The organism is Rasiella sp. SM2506, assembly GCF_050859505.1.
GTDB lineage: Bacteria > Bacteroidota > Bacteroidia > Flavobacteriales > Flavobacteriaceae > Marinirhabdus.
On record NZ_CP193934.1, the window covers coordinates 2,752,747 to 2,773,705 of the forward strand.

19 protein-coding genes are annotated in these 20,959 nt (G+C 37.1%); 14 read left to right on the forward strand and 5 right to left on the reverse strand.

Going from position 1 to position 20,959, the window contains the following annotated elements:
* The first annotated feature begins 38 nt into the window (after positions 1–38).
* The 4 genes from ACQ2HF_RS12395 (at position 39) to ACQ2HF_RS12410 (ending at position 3,095) form a co-directional block, all read left to right on the forward strand.
* The gene (locus ACQ2HF_RS12395; RefSeq protein WP_432410731.1) at positions 39–761 is read left to right on the forward strand and encodes a DUF6090 family protein; all 723 of its coding nucleotides are present in this window, start codon (positions 39–41) and stop codon (positions 759–761) included.
* A gap of 222 nt (positions 762–983) precedes the next feature.
* Positions 984–1,538 carry a porin family protein gene (locus ACQ2HF_RS12400; RefSeq protein WP_432410732.1) on the forward strand — a complete coding sequence of 185 codons (555 nt, stop codon included), beginning with the start codon at positions 984–986 and terminating at the stop codon, positions 1,536–1,538.
* A gap of 433 nt (positions 1,539–1,971) precedes the next feature.
* A complete protein-coding gene (locus tag ACQ2HF_RS12405) occupies positions 1,972–2,361 on the forward strand; it encodes a hypothetical protein (protein ID WP_432410733.1) in 390 nt (129 codons plus the stop codon).
* Between the two features lie 350 nt (positions 2,362–2,711).
* Positions 2,712–3,095, forward strand: coding sequence for a hypothetical protein (locus ACQ2HF_RS12410; RefSeq protein WP_432410734.1), 384 nt, complete (start codon positions 2,712–2,714; stop codon positions 3,093–3,095).
* 63 nt (positions 3,096–3,158) lie between these two features.
* On the opposite strand, the gene hutH is transcribed toward ACQ2HF_RS12410, so the two are convergent.
* Entirely contained in the window at positions 3,159–4,673 is a 1,515-nt protein-coding gene (hutH, locus tag ACQ2HF_RS12415; RefSeq protein WP_432410735.1) for a histidine ammonia-lyase, read from the reverse strand.
* A gap of 102 nt (positions 4,674–4,775) precedes the next feature.
* On the opposite strand from hutH, the gene ACQ2HF_RS12420 reads away from it, so the two are divergent.
* Positions 4,776–5,807: a TlpA family protein disulfide reductase gene (locus ACQ2HF_RS12420; RefSeq protein WP_432410736.1), complete on the forward strand. Its 1,032-nt coding sequence runs from the start codon at positions 4,776–4,778 to the stop codon at positions 5,805–5,807.
* Positions 5,808–5,960: 153 nt separating this feature from the next.
* On the opposite strand, the gene ACQ2HF_RS12425 is transcribed toward ACQ2HF_RS12420, so the two are convergent.
* The 3 genes from ACQ2HF_RS12425 to ACQ2HF_RS12435 all read right to left on the reverse strand — a co-directional run bounded on the left by ACQ2HF_RS12425 (position 5,961) and on the right by ACQ2HF_RS12435 (position 9,215).
* The gene (locus ACQ2HF_RS12425; protein WP_432410737.1) at positions 5,961–7,502 is read right to left on the reverse strand and encodes an NAD(P)H-hydrate dehydratase; all 1,542 of its coding nucleotides are present in this window, start codon (positions 7,500–7,502) and stop codon (positions 5,961–5,963) included.
* A gap of 234 nt (positions 7,503–7,736) precedes the next feature.
* Positions 7,737–8,540: a lysophospholipid acyltransferase family protein gene (locus ACQ2HF_RS12430; protein ID WP_432410738.1), complete on the reverse strand. Its 804-nt coding sequence runs from the start codon at positions 8,538–8,540 to the stop codon at positions 7,737–7,739.
* Positions 8,541–8,618: 78 nt separating this feature from the next.
* Positions 8,619–9,215 (reverse strand): NUDIX hydrolase, encoded by a 597-nt coding sequence (locus ACQ2HF_RS12435; RefSeq protein ID WP_432410739.1) that lies wholly within the window; start codon positions 9,213–9,215, stop codon positions 8,619–8,621.
* A gap of 47 nt (positions 9,216–9,262) precedes the next feature.
* Here ACQ2HF_RS12435 and ACQ2HF_RS12440 point away from each other — a divergent pair, with 47 nt between their 5' ends.
* Both ACQ2HF_RS12440 and ACQ2HF_RS12445 read left to right on the forward strand, forming a co-directional pair.
* Positions 9,263–9,982: a peptidylprolyl isomerase gene (locus ACQ2HF_RS12440; RefSeq protein ID WP_432410740.1), complete on the forward strand. Its 720-nt coding sequence runs from the start codon at positions 9,263–9,265 to the stop codon at positions 9,980–9,982.
* Between the two features lie 217 nt (positions 9,983–10,199).
* Positions 10,200–11,624 carry an L-serine ammonia-lyase gene (locus tag ACQ2HF_RS12445; protein ID WP_432410741.1) on the forward strand — a complete coding sequence of 475 codons (1,425 nt, stop codon included), beginning with the start codon at positions 10,200–10,202 and terminating at the stop codon, positions 11,622–11,624.
* Here ACQ2HF_RS12445 and ACQ2HF_RS12450 read toward each other — a convergent pair whose 3' ends face one another.
* Positions 11,625–12,086, reverse strand: a complete 462-nt coding sequence (locus tag ACQ2HF_RS12450) for a nuclear transport factor 2 family protein (protein ID WP_432410742.1) — start codon at positions 12,084–12,086, stop codon at positions 11,625–11,627.
* Positions 12,087–12,149: 63 nt separating this feature from the next.
* Here ACQ2HF_RS12450 and panB point away from each other — a divergent pair, with 63 nt between their 5' ends.
* From panB to dapB, 7 genes are all read left to right on the forward strand, one after another.
* Positions 12,150–12,968: a 3-methyl-2-oxobutanoate hydroxymethyltransferase gene (panB, locus tag ACQ2HF_RS12455; protein WP_432410743.1), complete on the forward strand. Its 819-nt coding sequence runs from the start codon at positions 12,150–12,152 to the stop codon at positions 12,966–12,968.
* A gap of 111 nt (positions 12,969–13,079) precedes the next feature.
* Positions 13,080–13,961, forward strand: a complete 882-nt coding sequence (locus ACQ2HF_RS12460; RefSeq protein ID WP_432410744.1) for an SDR family oxidoreductase — start codon at positions 13,080–13,082, stop codon at positions 13,959–13,961.
* A gap of 669 nt (positions 13,962–14,630) precedes the next feature.
* A complete protein-coding gene (locus ACQ2HF_RS12465; RefSeq protein WP_432410745.1) occupies positions 14,631–17,465 on the forward strand; it encodes a M16 family metallopeptidase in 2,835 nt (944 codons plus the stop codon).
* A gap of 258 nt (positions 17,466–17,723) precedes the next feature.
* The gene (locus ACQ2HF_RS12470) at positions 17,724–18,488 is read left to right on the forward strand and encodes a ParA family protein (RefSeq protein WP_432410746.1); all 765 of its coding nucleotides are present in this window, start codon (positions 17,724–17,726) and stop codon (positions 18,486–18,488) included.
* 84 nt (positions 18,489–18,572) lie between these two features.
* Positions 18,573–19,472, forward strand: coding sequence for a ParB/RepB/Spo0J family partition protein (locus tag ACQ2HF_RS12475; RefSeq protein ID WP_432410747.1), 900 nt, complete (start codon positions 18,573–18,575; stop codon positions 19,470–19,472).
* Complete coding sequence (locus ACQ2HF_RS12480; RefSeq protein ID WP_432410748.1) at positions 19,462–20,058, forward strand: DUF5683 domain-containing protein; 597 nt, start codon at positions 19,462–19,464, stop codon at positions 20,056–20,058. The genes ACQ2HF_RS12475 and ACQ2HF_RS12480 overlap by 11 nt, the downstream gene beginning before the upstream one ends.
* Positions 20,055–20,756, forward strand: a complete 702-nt coding sequence (gene dapB, locus ACQ2HF_RS12485) for a 4-hydroxy-tetrahydrodipicolinate reductase (protein ID WP_432410749.1) — start codon at positions 20,055–20,057, stop codon at positions 20,754–20,756. The genes ACQ2HF_RS12480 and dapB overlap by 4 nt, the downstream gene beginning before the upstream one ends.
* The last annotated feature ends 203 nt before the right edge of the window (positions 20,757–20,959 follow it).

Consider the following 20,959-nt stretch of genomic DNA (forward strand, 5'->3'; position numbering starts at 1 on the left):
CATAAACGTTGCTCTTTAGTTTCAGAAACCGCTAACCAATGATAAAATTCTTTAGAAAAATTAGACAAAACTTACTGACTGAAAATAAATTCAGTAAATATCTGATTTACGCAATTGGAGAAATTATTCTTGTGGTAATTGGAATTTTGATTGCATTGCAAATTAATAATTGGAATGAAGTTCAAAAGGGCAAAATAAAAGCTACCACTATTTTGAAAGAAATTCGTTCGGATATGTTTAAAGATTTAGAGTTAATCGAAGAATTAAAACCTTATTGGGGAAGAGAGATTATGTACTTTAAAAAGATATTACCTTCATTTAATCCTCGAAAAGAAATAACTTCTTTTGAAGGCTTTGATACTATTAGCAAAATATCTTATTCGGAGTTATTTGGATATGATATGCCCTTTCGGTCAAGCACAAGTGCCTACGATGCAATGATTGCTGATGGCAATTCTGACCTTATAATAAATGACACCTTATATTCAAATATTCAAAGATTTTATACTTTTAATGCACCTACCAATGAAAATCTATTTGAAATCTTGAGGCAGGAATCCTCTGATTTAAATTATAAGTATGCTCATATAATAGCTTATAAGCCATATAAAAACATTAATGATTTAACGGATGAGTATTTAATTGCTGATCTTAATATTTATTTTCAATCAAAGAATTTTTATTATTGGAGAACATTTGTAATAAACCTGGAAAGCCTTAAGGATATTATTTCTCAAATTGACAATGAATTAGAACAATAGCTGAATAAAAATAGTGAAAGCACAACACCCTATAAAATTAATTTATTGATATGAATCTACTTACGAAAATTTTTGTGGATTTTCTATTTGATTTGTATGTGCCACATTAGGTGCTCAAACGCGCAATTAACCCTGCACAATAGCTCGCCCACACTAAAAAATGGTAACATAGGGATGTTAATATCGTCTTTGGAATAGACAAATTAACATAAAACAAAAAAAATGAAAAAATTAGTATTAGTAATTGTAATGACAGTTTTCGGTTTGGCAAATCTTTTTTCACAAGAAATTCAGTTTGGTGCTAAAGGAGGTTTAAATTTAGCTTCTATTCGAGGAGACAATTCAGGGGATTTTGAATCTGTGACATCATTCAACTTTGGAATTATGAGTGAAATTCCTATTTCAGAAAAATTTTCTTTTCAACCTGAATTAATGTATTCTGGTCAAGGTTATAGTATAGAGGATACTACAATCAAATTAAATTATTTAAATATGCCGTTAATGGGTAAATATTATGTTATTAAAGGCTTAAGTCTTGAAGCTGGACCTCAAATGGGATTTTTACTTTCAGCAAAAAATGAAGATACCGATATCAAAGATTCACTTAATACTGTAGATTTAGGTGTAAATTTTGGAATAGGCTACAAACTAGACAACGGACTTAATTTTGGCTTAAGATATAATCTTGGCTTATCTGATATTAATGACTTAGAGGGTGTTACGAATAAAAATCAAAATGGAGTTTTCCAACTTTCTGTAGGCTATTTCTTTTTTTAAGAAACAAAAGTTTTATTTTTTAAAACCGAAGCAAATTTGCTTCGGTTTTTTTATACAGGATATTGTGGATTATAATAAAATATTAAAACGCAACGCAACATAAAGTAACAGTGGCAACACATATTCTATAAAACGTATTAGTTCAATTCTACAGAATAATAGGATGAGTCCTCAGGCACTTATTGTGATATGTTTAAACCTTAAAAGTCTTCTTTTTTATCTTTTATAAGAACGTATTGTAGTATTTACGCCAACAGCAATCCCAAGTTTAACAGCAACCAGAAACTCATTTGGATTCTGGTATTGTATTTAGCTGGTGGCATTGGGAATATAGTCTATTATTTTGTGGAAAATTTATAAAAAGGAAACTACCGCTTTGCCAAACCAGCCATAAGTTTACGTATCTTTAAGTTAACTAACTAAATAGCGTATTATGAGTATGTTCTATCATTACAATCTGGAGTATGCCGAGGTTTTTGTGTTTGATGAATTTTTGGTGAATCAAATTCATCAGGGGGTCACCGTGCGTACAGAGCACAACAAAATGCTGCGAGAAATAGTAGACAAACACTTTGCCAACAAACCTCTGGTGTATATTGGGAACAGGCATTTTTCCTATGCCGTAGACCCGCTAACCTATATTGCAACGTCCAAAATCCATAATTTATTGGCCATGGCGATTGTTGCCAATAACGAAATTAGCCGTAAAAATGCATTGCTAGAAAAATACTTTTACGACAAACCTTTTGAGGTCTTCCCTACCCTTAGTGAAGCCATTTCGTGGGTGCATCACGTAATTTTGGTACATAATGAACAAAAATAGAGTTACCATATATAAAAAAGTAGTTTCAGTACTGCAGGCCCTCAAAATTATGGTCGCCAAATAACAAGAGCTCACCAACCCCATCACTCCTCAGCACACTATACGTAGCATTTCCTGAAAAAATCCAATAAAAGAATAATTTTTTGAAGAGGGAGCTTTTCAAGCCTCTACTATAAAATTAAATAATTTTAAACTGAAAATCAGTACGTTAGGAGGGGTTGCTTTTGAAATATGGTAAAAAAATCACTGTGCAATTCCTATAGATAGCGCGCTCTATGGCTCCCTCACACGGTAAATTGTGGTTGGTTGTACTATAAAAATTAGTATCTTTAACTATAACTAACCTACCTATGACTCTCAAAAAAGTAATTTCATTTGAATTTGGCGAAATAGAACTCTTTGACAATTATCTTGTTACCACTATGAAGCAAGGCATAACGGTAATTCCAAAATATAATGATGAGTTAGTAACCCTAGCAAATTCTCATTTCGAAGGAAGGCCCTTTGCCTACATTACTCACCGTAAAAACTCGTATGCTGTAGATCCAAGTATTTATTATAAAACTTCTAAAATTGAAAGCCTGGTGGCTTTTGCCGTGGTTTCAAACAAACCCATTGACAAAAAAATAGTAGCGATAGAAAAAATATTTCTGGATAAACCCTTCCAGCTTTTTTCAGACATGGAGGATGCGATATCGTGGGCTTTGGATATTGTTAGAACCCAAAAAGAATAGTAAATAAGTCGGCTATACATAGAGACTACACTAGCTACTATACAAATAACAGAAATTTAATTTTTAGTATCCAAAAAGCACTTCGTTATCGATACTAAAGCTCTGTATAAAAGCAACCGCAGCGTGAATATCGTCTGCAAGTACTCTATCATCTTCCATAAAAGGGACTACATTTCTAAAAGAACCTACAAAACTTTCTACCAAAGGAGAAGATTTTTTTGGACTCCTAAAGGAAAGTGCCTGGGAGGCATTCATCAATTCGATAGCTAGAACTGTTTCAAGATTATCTACAATGCGCAGGCATTTGGTAGCTCCGTTGGCACCCATACTCACATGGTCTTCCTGCCCGTTACTAGACACAATACTATCTACCGATGCTGGCGTTGCTAATTGTTTATTTTGGCTCACAATGCTAGCAGCTGTGTACTGTGGAATCATAAAACCACTATTTAAGCCAGGATTATTTACTAAAAAGGCTGGTAATCCCCGTAATCCTGAAACCAATTGATAGGTTCTTCTTTCTGAAATATTAGCCAACTCTGCCATAGCAATTCCCAAATAATCTAAAGCTAACGCAAGCGGTTGCCCATGGAAATTTCCGCCAGAAATAATGGTATCGGCTTCTATAAAAATGTTAGGGTTATCGGTAACACTATTAATTTCAGTTTTAAAAGTTTTATGCGCAAATAAAATGGTGTCTTTTGTAGCGCCGTGTACCTGCGGAATACATCGAAACGAATACGGATCCTGCACACTTTCTTTTTCACTAATTCCTATTTCGCTTTCATCTAAAAATTCACGAATACGCTCTGCAGTTTTTACTTGTCCGCGATGTGGGCGTACCAAGTGTACCAAAGCATTAAACGGGCTCATATTACAATCAAATGCGTCTACAGAAGTAGCACCAATAAGATCGGCCAGGTAGGACAATTTGTGTGATTTCAATAAAACATAGGTACCATATGCACTCATAAACTGCGTTCCATTAAGCAACGCCAAACCTTCTTTTGCTTGCAATACGATAGGTTCCCAGTTGTACTTGGCTACTATTTCAGCAGTAGGAACAATCTTTTTTCCTATCCACACATCTCCTATGCCAAGTAAAGGCAGTGCCAAATGCGCCAAGGGAGCCAAATCGCCGGAAGCGCCTAAACTTCCCTGGTTGTAAATAACCGGTAAAATATCCTGATTGTAAAAATCTAAGAGCCGTTCTACCGTTTGTAACTGTACCCCACTATAGCCATAACTCAAGGATTGAATTTTGAGCAACAGCATTAATTTTATAATGGGTTTTGGAACATATTCACCCGTACCACACGCGTGCGATTTTACGAGGTTTTCTTGTAGTTTACTCAGGTTTTCCTCGGCAATCTTCACATTACAAAGCGATCCAAAGCCTGTATTTATTCCATAAATAGGACTTTTATCATTTTTAATTTTTTGATGAAGGTATTCATGGGATTTCTTTATGTTAAGAATGGCTTCTTCTGAAAGCGCCAAGAGCATATTTTGTTCAAGTATGGTACTGAGTACGGGAAGGTCAAGATTTTCAGCACTTATATAATGGGTTTCTTGCATTGGTTTAGGTGTTTTTACAAAAATACAATTCTAAGTAGGAATAATTTTAATAATTTCACAATTGCAAAGTACAATACGTATTTTAATCTAAAACAGATAGCTATGAAAAAAACACTCATCTTCGCTGCCGCCATTGCTATGGTGGCCTGCCAAGAAGATCAACCTAAAAAAGACTACGTTAGCTTTTCTGGAACTATTACCAATCCAAGTAGCGATTCGTTGCTTGTAGAGAAGCGTGGTTTCAAAAAAGTAATTGCCGTAAAAACGGACGGAACCTTTAGTGATACGCTACAGGTAACTCCCGGAATGTATTATATTTATGATGGTTCTGAAAGCTCCAGCATTTTTCTGAGAAATGGGTACGATCTAAAACTTACCATGGATACCAAAGAATTTGATGAGTCTATAAAATATGCTGGCGAAGGTTCCGAAGTGAATAACTTCTTAGCTCAAAAAGCATTAAAAGAGGAGCGTGTTTTTGATAAAGATTTCAGTAAAATGGGAAAAGAAGACTTAGACAAAGCCATGGCAGAAGCAAAAACTGAAATTACTACTTTTATAGAGAGTCAGAAAGGATTAGACTCCATAGTGGTTGCAGAAAGTCGCGCAGGACTTGAAGGTAATATTAAAGGGTTGACTGAATATTATGGTGGAATAATTGCCTTACGTGAGGCATTCCCAAAAGGGTCTCCCTCTCCCTCTTTTGAAGGCTACGAAAATTTTAAAGGCGGAACTACTTCTCTGGCCGATTTAAAAGGAAAATACGTTTATGTTGATGTTTGGGCTACGTGGTGTGCGCCGTGTAAAGCTGAAATTCCTTTCTTAAAAGAATTAGAAGCCGAAATGCAGGATAAAGATATCGCTTTTGTAAGTATGAGTATTGATGATGACAGATCACACAAAGGATCTTGGGAACAGGCTCATACAGACTGGAAAGCTATGGTTGCCGATAAACAGCTAAGTGGCATACAAATTATGGCACCAAAAGGATGGCAATCCCAGTTTATTCAGGACTATTTAATAAGTGGAATTCCTAGATTTATTTTAATAGATCCTTCTGGAAATGTAGTAGATCCTAACGCACCAAGACCGTCCGATCCTGAGTTAAAAACGATGTTAGCAGCGTTATTGTAAGCTAACAAAGAAAAATGAAAGCGCTCTAAAAGTTAAAGATTTTACTTTGTCTGGTTGAGCGCAGTCGAATCCTACTGTTAACTGAAATAGGTTTTTAATAGTTCTCGACTGCACTCGAACAGACATGGTCTAACTTCTAGAGCGCTTTTTTGTTTATGCATTTTTATGCTCTTGTTCCGTAGGTTCTGGAGCAAATAATTCTAAAAAAGCTGGGCCAATGTTTTCAATAAGGTCGCTAGCGGTTAAGGCTTCAAAACCAATAGCTTGTGTAGCTATATTTCCAGCACTTCCGTGTAAATATGTCCCAAATACCGATGCAATTAGAGGATCGTATCCTTGAGAAAGCAAACCAGCAATCATTCCAGATAGGACATCTCCACTCCCTCCTGTTGCCATTCCCGGATTTCCAGTGGTGTTTATGTAGAGTCTATTTTCCACGACCACAATGGTATTGGCACCTTTAACCACAATAATTACATTGTGCTTTTTTGCAAAATTCTTAGTTTTTTCTAGTTTTTGAAAATCGTTTTTCCAAGTACCTATCAAACGTTTTAGTTCTCCCGGGTGAGGTGTTAATACGGAAAGTTCTGGAATTTTTTTAAGTAAAGATTCATGTGCTGAAATACAATTTAATGCATCGGCATCTATCACCAAAGGGCTTTTTGTGGTACTGAATAATTCTTCTAGAGCTGAAACAGTTTCAGCTTTGGTACCCATTCCCATCCCTACCGCTATTGATGTTGGCTCAAAATCTACTTCAATATGAGTAATTATTTGATGCTCTTTATCGGTTATCGTCATGGCTTCGGGTACGCTGGACTGTAAAATAGGATACCCACATTCTGGGATAAAGGCTGAAACAAGTCCGGAACCTGTTTTGTAAGCCGCTTTGGTAGAAAGTATTGCGGCGCCTATCTTTCCGTAACTTCCTGCTACAATTAATGTGTGTCCATAATCTCCCTTGTGCGCATATTTTTCACGTTGTTTGTAAAATTGTTGCGCTTCGGGTTTTGCGATGATTTGGGCTAATGCTTCAGTTTCGTGAAGATATTCTGGATCCAGACCAATTTCTAATACTTCAAAATACGGAACAAATTTTCCTGTTTCAGGTAAAAAGAAACTCAATTTTGGTGCCTGAAAAGTAAGCGTATGGCTTGCTTTAATAACAGCTTCAGGATCTGCCAAGGCTTGGTCTGCATACATTCCGCTAGGAATATCTATGGAAAGTTTAAAAGATTTTTTACCATTAAGGTATTGTATTAATTGCTTTACCCATCCTTCTGGAGCACGGTTTAATCCAATTCCGAAAATGGCATCAATAATGATATCTTCAGGATTGATATCGGGGAAATCCTCTTCCGAGGTCATTAATTTTGGCCATTTTTTGGTGACTTCTTTTATACGATCATAATTAGCGAGAAAACATTTTGAGCGCTTATCGGTGAAATTAGCAACATACACGTGTACATTATAGCCGTGTTCGTGCAACATTCTGCCAAGAACGAGCCCATCGCCACCGTTGTCTCCTATTCCACAAAAAATATGAACTGGTACTTGTGCTCCCTGCATCCTGCTGTGCAACCAATTAAATATTTGCGTACCAGCACGTTCCATTAAATCTAGTTTCGTAATGCCGTGCTTTTCGGTGGTTACTTTATCTGCTTCGTGAAGTTGTTTGGCTGAGAATATTTTCATGCGTAGTTTTTGAATGCATTGTAAAGATACTTGTATTCAAAAATTATAGCAACCTGATGCGCAGGCATTTTTTTCAAAATTTTATATTGGTAGTGTAGTATGTGGCAAGAACGCTTTGCTATGAGTGATGCTTTTTGAAGGTAAAAAACAGAGACTCTTTTTAGAATTAAAATACCAGCTCATCGTGCCCTTTGTACTAAATAGTTTTATTTTCCACAAACCACAAACCACAAACTAATAACGCCACTCGCGTTCTTTATTCATTTCCTCTTCCTTGGTAAGCTCATCCTGCGGAATTACTTTTAAAAACGAAGGATGTTGTTCTATGGCATATTCTAGTTTTTCTACAATTTGCTGAACCGTTTCGTTTTCGTAATCTATTTTTAAAGGCTCTTTAATTTCTATAGATTGAAGAATGCCTCGTTTTTTAATACGGATACCTTTTCGATCAAAAGAACGTCTAAAACCATCTATAACAATAGGTACTACAAGAGGTTTATTCTTTTTTATAATGTGCGCAGTACCGCGTCTAATAGGTTTCCAGGGTCTTGTAGTTCCTTGTGGGAAGGTAATTACCCAGCCGTCGTCCAGCGCCATTTTAATATTGCTTACATCGCTCATTTTTACCTGGCGATTTACTTCTTGTCCTTCGGCACGCCACGTACGCTCAATACTTACAGAGCCTGCATACGCTAAAATTTTAGGTAATAAACCAGATTGCATGGTTTCCTTAGCAGCTACAAAATAAATATTTAACTTTGGGTTCCACAGGTACCCAATATTTTTAATACTGTCTTCACGACCACTCAAACTTGCATTAAATACGTGAAACATAGCTACAACATCTGCAAAATAGGTTTGATGATTGGATACAAAAAGTACGTTGGTTTCAGGAAGATTTTTTAAAATTTCGCTTCCGTCAATTTCCAGAGTATTAAATCCTTTAAAACGTCTGTGTGTAAGCGCTCCCAAAATACGGATGAGCCAACGTTTAAGGAAAAGTATATGTCCAAATGGATTCTTTTTTAAAAGCCCCATAAATAAATATTCAGTTTTTAGTAATTAGTAAGCAGGGAATCTACTTAAACCGAAATGTAAAGATACAAAATATTGAATTTATAGCAGTTGTTTTAGCATTTCGCGCACTTCGTTGAGCATCATAGCGGTAGCGCCCCAAACAACCTGATTTTGCAATAAAAAAGCAGGAACCTCGATCTCTTTAGCGTAGGATGTTGAGAGTGTTTTATTAATTTTAACCACATCATCCATAAATTCGGCAAGTGGTACCTCAATAATTGCTTCCACCTCTTCTTCCTGTAGAACAAAATGTAGCTTTTCGTGCGTTGTTCCTACATAAGGTTGCACAAAAAAATTACTAGGTGGAATGTAGATCTCGGTAAGTTTTTTATAGACTTTAATACTATCTTCAGAAATCCCTACTTCTTCTTCGGTTTCTCTTAGAGCTGTAGCTTGGAAATCTGCATCGCCTTCTTCCCATTTCCCACCAGGAAAACCAACTTGAGCGGAGTGTACACCTTTGTAGGTTTTGCGAAGAATTAAAACAAAATGGGTTTCATTGTTTTTAGAAGGATAAAATAATACTAAAACCGCTGCCCTCTTTCCTGTTTTAGCTTCTTTTGCCTGATTTCTAAGTTCCAGTAAACGTTCAATAGGAGCCATTTTTAAATGAAACTCCTCTCCGGGCAATTCCATTTTTTCTATTTTTACAATCTTAGTTATAAATTCTGAAAAATCCATTTATGAGAGTACTGCTTGCGCTATTTTTTATTGTTTTTGTTTACGGTTGTGAAGATACCAAAAACACTTCCACTGAAAAAGAGAAAACAACTCCTACTTCTGAAACGGGAGAAAAGAAAGAAGATGAAACTACTGCCGATACTATTTCAGAAGAAAAAAGAATAGAATACCCAAAAATCACCGATAAAAATGTTGTAGCATTTTTTACGAAATATGGGGCTAAAAATCCCGAAACCAAAGTAAAAATTAGCACGCGTTTAGGTGCTATTTATTTAGAATTATATGAAGAAACGCCACTACACCGTGCCAATTTTATCTATCTGGTGAAGCGCGGCTATTTTAGCGATACCTTTTTTCATCGTGTAGTGCCCAACTTTATTATCCAAGGGGGCAACAGCGATTTACCCAGTACCAATAAAAAACGTGCCGATATTGGAGCTGTCTACCTCCTCCCCGCTGAAATTAATGGACGTAATGTTACCTATGGTAGTATTGCTGGTGCGAAAGAATATCGTGAAAACCCAGATAAGAAATCGGCTCCGTTTGAGTTTTTTGTCTTTTTAGGGCCACAAACATCCACTGCACACTTAAACGGTAACTATACGGTCTTCGGAGAGGTAACAAAAGGTATGGATGTGGTGGAGAAAATTTCAGAATTAAAATCGGATGAAGGAGAATGGCCTTTGGAGAATGTCTATATAACTGCAGAGATAATAAAGTAGTCTCAGTATATATTAATTAAAGTTATTGATTATATAGAAGTATGTAATAAATTAAAAAAGAGTGTACTGAATCTTAAATTTTATTGTTCATAAGCTTATTAAAGCTCTTAGAATATGTAATGTAAAAAATTTATTATAAATCGTTCCACTAGTAGCTCAATCACAATAAATCCTTATTTTTAACCTCTTAATTTAGGTACCTTATACTATAAAATCAATGGAAAGCATTAGTGTCTTCGACATGTTAAAAATAGGTGTTGGACCTTCCAGTTCACACACTCTTGGCCCATGGCGCGCCGCAAATCTTTGGATAAAACGCCTGCAACGCCTGGAGCAATTTACGAGTGTTGCGAGTGTTCGTGTACAATTATATGGTTCACTTTCCTTAACGGGAAAAGGACACGCTACGGATATTGCTGTGGTGATGGGATTAATGGGTACAGATCCTGTTACCTACCCAATTGAGGCTATTCAAGGTGTGATTGATTCATTAAAAGAATCTGGAGCCTTACTGTTAAATTCAGAAAAGAAAATCCCCTTTTCTTTTACCGACGACATTAAATTTAACCGTAAATTTTTAGAATTACATCCCAACGGAATCACTTTTGAAGCCACTCTTCGAAATGGCGCAAAGCGAAGCGCTACCTACTACTCTATTGGTGGCGGATTTGTAATTCAAAAAGAAAGAGCACGTGCCAAGCGGCAAAAAGAAAAATTCAGCAGTTTCCCATATCCTACCGAAAACGCCGCACAAATATTAAAATATTGCACAGAAGGAAATATGACCATTAGCGAAATGGTATACCAAAATGAACTATCCCTTCGTGATCCCGATAGAATTGATGAAAAACTGAAGGCAATTTGGGATGTTATGTTAGACAGTATGTATGTGGGGTGTCACACCGAAGGAATTTTACCTGGTGGACTAAACGTACGCCGACGCGCTTTCGATACACACGAAAAATTAAAAGGGGATACCCCCTACTCTAATCCCGAAGAGTGGATTCAATCTATTAGAAATACGGAAGTAAAATTCCGTCAGATTTTAAAATGGGTTACTTGCTTTGCATTGGCAGTAAATGAAGTAAATGCCTCTTTAGGACGTGTTGTTACCGCTCCAACCAATGGCAGCGCTGGTGTTATTCCAGCGGTGTTAATGTATTATCTGGTGATTGAAAATCACGATGCTAATTTTGATGATATTAAAAAGTTTTTGTTGGTTTCGGGAGAGTTGGGCAGTCTCTTTAAAAAGAATGCGACTATTTCTGCCGCAATGGGTGGTTGCCAGGCCGAAATTGGCGTTTCCTCTGCCATGGCTGCAGGCGCTCTTACTGAATTAATGGGCGGCACGCCCGCACAAGTACAAATGGCTGCCGAAATTGCTATGGAACACCACCTTGGTCTTACCTGCGATCCTATTGCTGGCTTGGTGCAAATACCTTGTATAGAACGAAATGCTATGGGTGCCATAAAAGCAATTAACGCTTGTGAAATGGCGCTGGATGGCGACCCTTCTCAAGCTAAAATTCCACTGGACAAAGTGATTGCAACTATGTGGGAAACCGCAAAAGATATGACTTCAAAATATAAAGAAACTAGCGAAGGCGGTCTAGCCGTACAGGTGAATATGAGTGATTGCTAACTATAAATTGCAATCTTCTTTTCTTCGGGAATCTATCAAGTGAATGATTTTCCAACCATTTTCTAATTTGACTATTGTAAATGCATTTGCACCACAATGGCTGAAGTTTCCGTTGAACCAAAATTCATACGGCGTCCAAACGTGAGCTAGAGTACCATTAATGCTAATTTTATAGTCTAACAAACGTTCCTCCCATTTTTGATCTGCTGGGCGATTTGCAATAGCCTTTAAAAGGTCCTCTATAGAACTATCAGTTAATTGCAGATTTCCATCTTTGTCGGTAGAACTGCTTTGTAATCGAACCTTTTTGGCGAGTACACTTCGCATTATAACGGTATCTCTTTTATGAAATCCATCAAAGAAAGTAGTTACAAGTTGTTTTGCTTCGGTTTCGGTAAATGAGGCCTGTGCTGTTACGGATATCGTCAAGCACAGTGTGAAATAGAAAAGAAGGGTTTTCATATTACTATTATTAAGTTGTTTCAGTATCAAAATTAGTACTTTTACATTTCAAAAGATCATACTATGAGTGTTGCTAAGAAAGAATACAAAAGAATTACCACGAAAACCTTGGTAGATATGAAGAAGAGAGGTGAAAAAATCTCTATGCTTACGGCATACGATTTCACCATGGCTAAGATTGTGGACGGTGCTGGGATAGAAGTTATTCTAGTGGGCGATTCGGCCTCCAATGTGATGGCGGGTCACGAAACAACATTGCCTATTACATTGGACCAGATGATTTACCATGCCTCCTCTGTAGTTCGTGCGATTACCCGTAGTTTGGTAGTTGTGGATATTCCCTTTGGAAGTTACCAAAGTGATCCTAAAGAAGCACTTCGCTCGGCCATCAGGATTATGAAAGAAAGTGGAGCTCATGCGGTAAAGGTTGAAGGTGGAAAGGAAATAAAAGAATCTGTAAAACGAATTTTAAATGCAGGAATTCCAGTAATGGGACATTTGGGACTAACGCCACAATCTATCTACAAATTTGGAACATATACCGTTAGAGCAAAAGAAGAGGAAGAGGCAGACAAGCTGAAACAAGATGCTATTTTATTGGAAAAAGCAGGTTGTTTTGCCATTGTGTTAGAAAAAGTGCCGGCCAAGCTTGCAAAGGTAGTTGCCGAGAGCGTTTCAATACCTATTATTGGCATTGGTGCCGGAAATGGCGTAGATGGTCAAGTACTGGTAACACACGATATGATTGGAATGACCAAAGAGTTCAATCCAAGGTTTTTACGTAGATATTTGGATCTTGATGCCGAAATGACCGGGGCTTTTGAACAGTATAGTAAAGATGTGAAGTCTGGAGATTTTCCAAACGATAAGGAACAGTATTAAAAATATATCGATTAAACAGTCTGCATAAAGATCTCGTTTCCTAATTTACTATGCAAGCATAACACTTTAGAAGAATATCTGTAAATTTACATTTCAGAAAAACAAAAAACTATGGATTTAAAAGCAAAAATGCTGCGTGACGACGCACTTAAAGGAAAAACAATAGTAGTAACCGGTGGCGGTAGCGGCTTAGGAAAATCTATGGTAACTTACTTTTTGGAACTAGGCGCCAATGTGGTGATTACCTCCAGAAATATGGAGAAACTAGAAACCGTAAAGGCGGAGCTAGAAGCCCAGACCGGCGGTACTGTACTCCCTGTCCAATGTGATGTGAGAAATTATGACGAAGTAGAAGCTATGGTACAAGCTTCGGTTGCAGCATTTGGCAAAGTAGATGTATTGCTGAACAACGCCGCAGGAAATTTTATTTCCCCTACCGAACGTCTTTCAGCAAATGCGTTTGATACCATTATAGATATTGTTTTAAAAGGTACTAAAAACTGTACACTCGCCTTTGGGAAGCATTGGATTGCTGAAAAAGAAACCAACAAAACAGTCTTAAATATTGTGACTACCTATGCCTTTACAGGTTCGGCATATGTAGTGCCAAGTGCTACTGCAAAAGCCGGTGTATTAGCGATGACGCGTTCTCTTGCTGTAGAATGGGCAAAATACGGAATACGCTTTAACGCCATTGCCCCTGGCCCCTTCCCTACTAAAGGTGCCTGGGATAGATTGTTACCAGGAGATTTAAAAGAGAAATTCGACCTTGCCAAAAAAGTACCGCTAAAACGGGTGGGTGACCATCAGGAATTGGCAAACCTTGCCGCGTATTTGGTTTCAGATTTTTCTGCCTACCTCAATGGCGAAGTGATTGTTATTGACGGTGGCGAATGGCTAAAAGGCGCCGGACAAATGAACCTCCTAGAAGAAGTACCCCAAGAAATGTGGGATATGCTGGAGCAAATGATTCGGTCAAAGAAAAATAAATAGTTGCATATCCCACTTGTTGGTGGGTGTACAAAACTCTAAAATGGATACATTGCGCAGCAACCATTTTAGGGTTTTGTGCGGCAACTCCTATTAATGATTAGGGCTAAGAAAAATAAGTAATTGCATAGCCTCACAGTTGTAGTGGGTGGTAAAAGCCCCAAAACTTCTCTTTCAAATTAATAAGGTTGTTTTAGGGCTTTTGCTGGCAAACCCTTTAAAATAATTCGGTCTAAGAAAAATAAATAGTTGCATATCCCACTTGTTGGTGGGTGTACAAAACTCTAAAATGGATACATTGCGCAGCAACCATTTTAGGGTTTTGTGCGGCAACTCCTACTATTGATTCGGTCTAAGAAAAATAAGTAATTGCATAGCCTCACAGTTGTAGTGGGTGGTAAAAGCCCCAAAACTTCTCTTTCAAATTAATAAGGTTGTTTTGGGGCTTTTGCTGGCAAACCCTTTAAAATAATTCGGTCAATGAAAAATAAATAGTTGCATATCCTCACAGTTGTAGTGGGTAGTAAAAGCACCAAAATAATTCCTTCAGAAAAATAAGCTATAAAAAATTACTGTTTTGGAGTTTTTGCCAACACCTTTCTAGCAAGTTTCGGTCAAAGAAAAATAAATTGTAACTTTAAGCGACTCCCCGTCACATTAAATATCAAATTTATGAAACTAAAAATTTTAGCTGTAGCGGCTCTGGCGTTTAGCTTTTTAACAGGCAATGCACAAACCGATTTACAAAACGACACAAAAAAATTAGAAAGCTCAAAAATTCCGTTGAATCCTAATGTGAAAAAGGGTACGCTAGAAAATGGTCTTACCTATTACATTCAGAATAACGGAAAACCTGCAGATAAATTAGAACTCCGTCTGGTAGTAAATGCTGGCTCCATCCTAGAAACCGAAGACCAATTAGGACTTGCTCACTTTATGGAGCACATGAATTTTAATGGTACTAAGAACTTTCAGAAAAACGAATTAGTAGATTACCTGCAAAGTATTGGAGTTAAGTTTGGAGCAGATTTAAATGCTTATACCAGTTTTGACGAAACTGTTTATATCCTTCCTATTCCAAGTGACGATTCAGAAAAACTAGAAAAAGGATTTCAGATTCTGGAAGATTGGGCGCACAATGCAACGCTTACAGACGAAGCTATAGATGATGAGCGCGGGGTTGTATTAGAAGAATACCGCTTAGGTCTTGGTCCAAACAAAAGAATGATGCAGGAATACTTACCAAAATTAATGTATGGCTCTCAATATGCCAAACGGTTGCCCATTGGTACCAAAGAAAATCTAGATAATTTTGAATACAAAGATGTTCGCGACTATTATAAAAACTGGTATCGTCCAGACCTAATGGCTGTTATTGCTGTTGGAGATTTGGATCCTTCTGAGCTTGAAGCAAAAATTAAAAAACATTTTGGGGGGATCGCAAAACCAAAATCTCCGAAGAAAAGAGAAGAATTTTCTATGCCAAATCACGAGGAAACCCTTGTAGCTATTGCAAGCGATACGGAGGCTCCTTTTACGCAAATTCAAATTGTATACAAAGACAAGTTTAAAGCGCCAACGATTGAAACCGTGGCCGATTTTAAAGATGATCTGGCTAAGGACTTGTTTGCTACTATGATTAATAATAGGTTAACAGAATTAACCAATAGCCCCAATCCGCCGTTTGTTTTTGGGTTTTCCTACTATGGCGGAACTTTTGCAAGAGGAAAAAATGCGTACCAGAGTGTTGCTTCTACAAGCGAAACAGGACAATTAGAGGGTTTAAAAGCCTTACTTGAAGAAAATGAACGCGTAAAACAATACGGTTTTCAGCCCGGCGAATTTGATCGTGCAAAAGCTGCTATTATGGCGCGTTTAGAAAAATCGTATAATGACCGTGACAAGCAGGAAAGTAATAGAATAATTGGGCAATACGTTCAAAATTATTTGGACGATGCACCCGCTCCAGGTGTTGCCTGGCAATATGAAACTACCAAGACATTTCTGCCTACAATTAAATTAGAGGATGTAAGTAAACTCATTAATACGTTTATTCACGATGATAATAGGGTGATTATTTTAACAGGACCAGAAAAGGATGCCCTTAAAAAGGTAACCGAAGCTGAAGTATTAAAGTTGCTGAAAGATGTACAAAATTCAAAAATAGAACCTTACAAAGACAATGTAGTACGTAAGGATTTGGTTGAAAAATTACAACCAAAAGGAAGCATTACAAACACTCAAACCAATACAGATATTGGTTTTACAACGCTTACACTAAGCAATGGAGCCAAAGTAATCTATAAAAAAACCGACTTTAAAAACGACGAGGTTTTGTTTGAAGCCTTTAGTTTTGGTGGTAATAGTTTGTATTCAGATAAAGAATTGCTGGCTACGAACTATGCCAACGGAGGAATTAACGAAGCTGGAATTGGTGGCCTCTCAAAAACCGATCTCAGTAAAATGATGAGCGGTAAAATTGCCAGTGTTTCTCCCAGTATTGGTCTCACTACTGAAAATTTAAGAGGACAAGCAGCTCCTAAAGATTTAGAGACCCTTTTTCAAATGGTGTATTTGTATTTTACAGATGTAAATAAAGATGCAGAAGCCTACCAATCTTTTATTTCTAAACAAAAGAGTTTTCTGGCTAACATTATGAGTAATCCTAATTTTTACTTTAGCGACCAGATTGATAAATTTCAGAACCAAGGAAACCCTCGTTATATAGGATTTCCAAGTGTTGAAGATTTAGATGCCGCAGATTATGATTTGGCATATACTAAGTTTTTGGAACGATTTGAAGATGCAGGAGATTTCAATTTTTATTTTGTTGGAAATGTAGACGAAGTAAAATTGAAGGAATTTTCAGAAAAATACATCGCATCATTACCTACCACAAACAGCAATGAAACGTTTAATCCTACCACTTTCAGAAGGAAAGACATTCATCAGAAAAAAGTAATTTATAAAGGAGCCGATCCCAAAAGTATGGTGAATATTACTTGGAGAGAAGACGATGTGCCTTATAATGAAGAAGAGAAAGTGTTGGTAGAAGCTTTAGGCGAAGTGTTGACTATAAAACTAATTGAAAAATTACGTGAGGAAGAAGGCGGCGTATACGGAGCAGGTGCAAATGGGAACTTTAGGAAACTCTCCTACCCTGGCGTTACGTTCTCAATTTCGTTTCCTTGTGGGCCGGAAAATGTAGATAAATTGGTTGCAGCCGCGTTGGCTGAAGTGGAAAAAATAAAAGCAGACGGTCCTACTCAAAAGGATGTAGACAAAGTAAAAGAAGCAGTTTTGGTGGAAAACAAAGAAAATTTGGAAAAAAATAACTTCTGGATGCAAACCTTAGTAACTGCAGCTACGGAAAACAGGCCCATACATACTTTTGTAGATGCCAAAGGGGAACTGGAAACCATTACCGCAAAGGGAATTCAAAAAGTTGCCGTGAAGTATCTTGATGACAACTATTTCTTAGGAATTTTAATGCCAGAAGAAAAGTAATTATTTTAGTAATTTTGAATATAAAACCCGCTAACTGGCGGGTTTTTACGTGAATTTATAGACAAAATATAACCTTAATTTTGCTTATAACTTATACTTCATATGTAAGATAACAAATTTAAATAGGGAATATTAGCTGATTACTTGAGTTATACGTTGCTATTTCACTTAAAACAATTGTTCACTTCCTGTTAACAAATATCATTTTCTCCCCGCATAATTAATCGTATTTTTATCCTTTAAACCAGAGGATACTTCATGGGTAAAATAATTGCTATTGCCAATCAAAAAGGAGGCGTTGGAAAGACAACGACAAGTGTTAATCTTGCGGCGTCTTTAGGGGTCTTAGAGAAAAAGGTATTGTTGATAGATGCAGACCCTCAGGCAAATGCCACATCGGGTCTTGGCATTGATGTGGAAACTGTAGAGATAGGCACCTATCAGCTTTTAGAGCATACTGCCAGCGCTTTACAAGCAATTGTAAAGACAGACTCACCTAATCTTGACATTATTCCATCCCATATAGATTTAGTTGCCATTGAAATAGAATTGGTAGACAAAGAAAATCGTGAATATATGATGAAGCAGGCTATTACGAGCCTGAAAGAAACATACGATTATATTTTAATAGATTGCGCACCCTCATTAGGATTGCTCACGCTAAATGCCTTAACGGCTGCAGATGCGGTTATCATTCCAATACAATGTGAATATTTTGCATTGGAAGGATTAGGAAAGTTGTTAAATACTATTAAAAGCGTTCAGAAAATACACAACCCAGCGTTGGATATTGAAGGGCTATTACTTACCATGTACGACTCCCGTTTGCGTCTTTCAAATCAAGTAGTAGACGAAGTAAAAAAACACTTTGATGCTATGGTATTTAAAACAATCATTCAGCGAAATGTGCGTTTAAGTGAAGCGCCTAGTTATGGTGAGAGCATTATAAGTTATGATGCTGGTAGTAAAGGAGCCAATAATTACTTAAGTTTGGCGCAAGAATTAATTGAAAAAAACCAATAAAAAAAGTATCCTGATACACTAGGATACTTGAAAAGATACCCGCCTCAGTTTATATTGAGCGGAGTCGAAATACGGTAAATGAATATGGCGAAAGCAACAAAAAAACAAGCCTTAGGTCGCGGTCTATCTGCATTATTGAAAGATCCAGATAACGATATTAAATCTGTTCAAGATAAAAATGCCGATAAAGTTGTAGGGAATATCATTGAGCTAGAGTTAGATTTTATTGAAGTAAACCCTTTCCAGCCTCGTACTAGTTTTAATGAAGAATCACTAAGAGAATTAGCATCTTCTATTAAAGAACTGGGTGTTATACAGCCAATCACGGTACGTAAATTAGGGTTTAACAACTACCAATTGGTAAGTGGAGAACGTCGCTTTAGAGCCTCAAAATTAATAGGTTTAACGAGTGTTCCAGCCTACATTAGGATTGCAAATGACCAGGAATCGCTGGAAATGGCATTGGTTGAAAATATCCAGCGCCAAGATTTAGATCCTATCGAAATTGCCCTCTCCTACCAACGTCTTATTGAAGAAATACAAGTTACACAAGAAGAGTTAAGCGATCGGGTAGGTAAAAACAGATCTACTATTGCTAACTATCTACGTTTATTGAAACTAGATCCTATTATTCAAACCGGAATGCGAGATGGGTTTATTTCTATGGGTCACGGTCGTGCACTTATAAACGTAGAAAATATAGACGAGCAATTAGATATTTACGAGAAAATCATCTCCAAAAAACTATCAGTTAGAGATACTGAAGCATTGGTTCGCGACAATAAAGCTCCAGAAGAAAAAAGTGCAGCTGTAAAAAAGACACTACCTACTTATGCCAATAAAGCCCGTAGAGAGTTAAGTAGCATACTAGATACCAAGGTAGATGTAAAGGTTTCTAAGTCTGGAAAAGGTCAAATTGTAGTGCCGTTTACTAATAAGGATGAATTTGAACGTATCCTTGTACTCCTTAAAAGTGAAAAATAAGCTTCTATATATTGTTTTGTTATTTGTTGCGGCCACTACCCTAGCCCAAACTCAAGATACGCTTTCCGTAGAAAAAGAGACCCAGTTGATAGTGAAGGATACTTTAAAAATTAAAGATCCTTATAATCCTTTAGCGCCTAGTAAAGCTGCTTTTTATTCGGCAGTGGTTCCTGGACTGGGACAAGCTTACAATAAAAAATACTGGAAAATCCCCATTGTATATGCAGGAATTGGCGCGGGTATTTACTTCCATGTTAAAAACGATCAAGATTACGATAGATTCCGGGATGCCTACAAACGGAGATTGGCTGGATTTACAGATGATGAGTTTTTTGGCGATGGCACCACCCCAACTATTAGCACCGATAGGCTCATAGATGCGCAACAATCTGCACAAAAAAATAAGGATGTGAGTATTGTTGTAGCCTTAGCATTTTATCTGGTAAATATTATAGATGCCAATGTAGATGCACATTTAAAGCAGTACGATGTAAGTGAAGACCTTTCCATAGAGCCTAATTTTGAAATAAGTCCCATTAATACCCGCCCTAACTACGGATTCGCTTTAAAATTTAATTTAAAATGAAGCTAGCATTATTAGGATATGGGAAAATGGGCAAAACTATAGAAACCCTTGCTGTGGCAAAAGGTCATGAGATTGTCTATAAAAAAGGAAGTGATTTTGAAGATGGAGATCTAGCCAAAGCCGAAGCAGCTATAGAGTTTTCAATTCCTGAAGCGGCTGTTGGGAATATTAAAGCGTGTTTAGAACACAACATCCCAGTAGTTTCAGGAACAACGGGTTGGCTTTCCAAATATACCGAAATGGTAAAATTATGTGAAACACGTAACGGAAGCTTCATCTATGCGTCAAACTTCAGTGTTGGTGTAAACCTGTTTTTCAGTATTAATGAATATGCCGCTAAACTGTTGGCACCCTGGAAGGAATATTCAGCGAGCATAGAAGAAATTCATCATACCCAAAAAAAAGACGCTCCAAGTGGCACTGCTATTAGCATTGCTGAAGGAATTATTAAACATAGTGACAAAAAATCCTGGACGCTTGAGGCCCCTTCCGAAGAAAGTATCCCTATTAAAGCAAAACGAGAAGGAGACGTAAAAGGAACACATATAGTTGATTATACATCAAAAATTGACACTATTTCACTAAAACACGAAGCACATACCCGAGATGGTTTTGCGAAAGGTGCTATCTTAGCGGCCGAATGGTTAGCAACGAAGAAAGGTGTGTACACAATGAAAGATGTTTTGGGAATTGAGTGAGTGATCCTTCGATACAATTCCGCAGAAAAAGTGGAATTACTCAGGAACCTTTTTTGGATATTATATTTAAATAATGAGAATTTAACAATGCTAAATAAATTTCCCTAAAACTCTCCCTCTGGGAGAGTCGAACTTTTCAATCCGCCAATGCGGAGCAGATAAAGTTCGGTGAGGGACTTAACGATTAACGAATTTAAAAACAG

Bases quoted from the DNA above. Each gene is read 5' to 3' on its own strand.
- ACQ2HF_RS12395 (WP_432410731.1), top strand. From the start codon at position 39: ATGATAAAATTCTTTAGAAAAATTAGACAAAACTTACTGACTGAAAAT.
- ACQ2HF_RS12400 (WP_432410732.1), top strand. From the start codon at position 984: ATGAAAAAATTAGTATTAGTAATTGTAATGACAGTTTTCGGTTTGGCA.
- ACQ2HF_RS12405 (WP_432410733.1), top strand. From the start codon at position 1,972: ATGAGTATGTTCTATCATTACAATCTGGAGTATGCCGAGGTTTTTGTG.
- ACQ2HF_RS12410 (WP_432410734.1), top strand. From the start codon at position 2,712: ATGACTCTCAAAAAAGTAATTTCATTTGAATTTGGCGAAATAGAACTC.
- hutH (WP_432410735.1), bottom strand. From the start codon at position 4,673: ATGCAAGAAACCCATTATATAAGTGCTGAAAATCTTGACCTTCCCGTA.
- ACQ2HF_RS12420 (WP_432410736.1), top strand. From the start codon at position 4,776: ATGAAAAAAACACTCATCTTCGCTGCCGCCATTGCTATGGTGGCCTGC.
- ACQ2HF_RS12425 (WP_432410737.1), bottom strand. From the start codon at position 7,502: ATGAAAATATTCTCAGCCAAACAACTTCACGAAGCAGATAAAGTAACC.
- ACQ2HF_RS12430 (WP_432410738.1), bottom strand. From the start codon at position 8,540: ATGGGGCTTTTAAAAAAGAATCCATTTGGACATATACTTTTCCTTAAA.
- ACQ2HF_RS12435 (WP_432410739.1), bottom strand. From the start codon at position 9,215: ATGGAATTGCCCGGAGAGGAGTTTCATTTAAAAATGGCTCCTATTGAA.
- ACQ2HF_RS12440 (WP_432410740.1), top strand. From the start codon at position 9,263: ATGAGAGTACTGCTTGCGCTATTTTTTATTGTTTTTGTTTACGGTTGT.
- ACQ2HF_RS12445 (WP_432410741.1), top strand. From the start codon at position 10,200: ATGGAAAGCATTAGTGTCTTCGACATGTTAAAAATAGGTGTTGGACCT.
- ACQ2HF_RS12450 (WP_432410742.1), bottom strand. From the start codon at position 12,086: ATGAAAACCCTTCTTTTCTATTTCACACTGTGCTTGACGATATCCGTA.
- panB (WP_432410743.1), top strand. From the start codon at position 12,150: ATGAGTGTTGCTAAGAAAGAATACAAAAGAATTACCACGAAAACCTTG.
- ACQ2HF_RS12460 (WP_432410744.1), top strand. From the start codon at position 13,080: ATGGATTTAAAAGCAAAAATGCTGCGTGACGACGCACTTAAAGGAAAA.
- ACQ2HF_RS12465 (WP_432410745.1), top strand. From the start codon at position 14,631: ATGAAACTAAAAATTTTAGCTGTAGCGGCTCTGGCGTTTAGCTTTTTA.
- ACQ2HF_RS12470 (WP_432410746.1), top strand. From the start codon at position 17,724: ATGGGTAAAATAATTGCTATTGCCAATCAAAAAGGAGGCGTTGGAAAG.
- ACQ2HF_RS12475 (WP_432410747.1), top strand. From the start codon at position 18,573: ATGGCGAAAGCAACAAAAAAACAAGCCTTAGGTCGCGGTCTATCTGCA.
- dapB (WP_432410749.1), top strand. From the start codon at position 20,055: ATGAAGCTAGCATTATTAGGATATGGGAAAATGGGCAAAACTATAGAA.